This window comes from Abiotrophia sp. HMSC24B09 (assembly GCF_001815865.1).
GTDB lineage: Bacteria > Bacillota > Bacilli > Lactobacillales > Aerococcaceae > Abiotrophia.
Window position 1 is genome coordinate 521,708 of the sequence record NZ_KV822195.1, and the last position, 547, is coordinate 522,254.

Sequence of the window (547 nt, forward strand, 5' to 3'; positions counted from 1 at the left end):
TTTGGTCGCTTTAAATTCAGTGTTACGGTAAGTGTTGGTTACAGTTGCACTTGTAGCGGTCTGATCACTATAAGCTACTTCATAGCCAGTACCTTCTACGCCAGTTTCTTCAACCGTGTAGACAGAAGGCTCATTCTTGCCATCTTGGTAATATGGCAAGTTAGACCAGCTTACTTCCCCGCCTGCTTGAGGTACGTCTTTGGCATCGCCATAGTTAGCACCATCACGCTTAAGTTGGAACTTAGCTGCTGGACGCTTAGTAGCGTCTTGGTCGCCAGCCCATACTTTAGTCGCTTTAAATTCAGTGCTGCGGTAGGTGTTGGTTACAGTAGCGCTTGTTGCGGTTTGATCGCTATAAGCTACTTCATAGCCAGTACCTTCTACGCCAGTTTCTTCTACTGTGTAAACAGATGGGCCAGTCTTACCATCTTGGTAGTATGGCAAGTTAGACCAGCTTACTTCCCCGCCTGCTTGAGGTACGTCTTTGGCATCACCATAGTTAACACCATCACGTTTGAGTTGGAACTTAACAGCCGGACGCTTGCTT

General features: G+C 47.0%; 1 protein-coding gene. It reads right to left on the minus strand.

Features of this window, described 5'->3' with window-relative positions; translation table 11 throughout:
• Nucleotides 1–547: Cna B-type domain-containing protein (locus HMPREF3093_RS09755; RefSeq protein ID WP_180363256.1), on the minus strand; the 547-nt coding region annotated here is incomplete at both ends.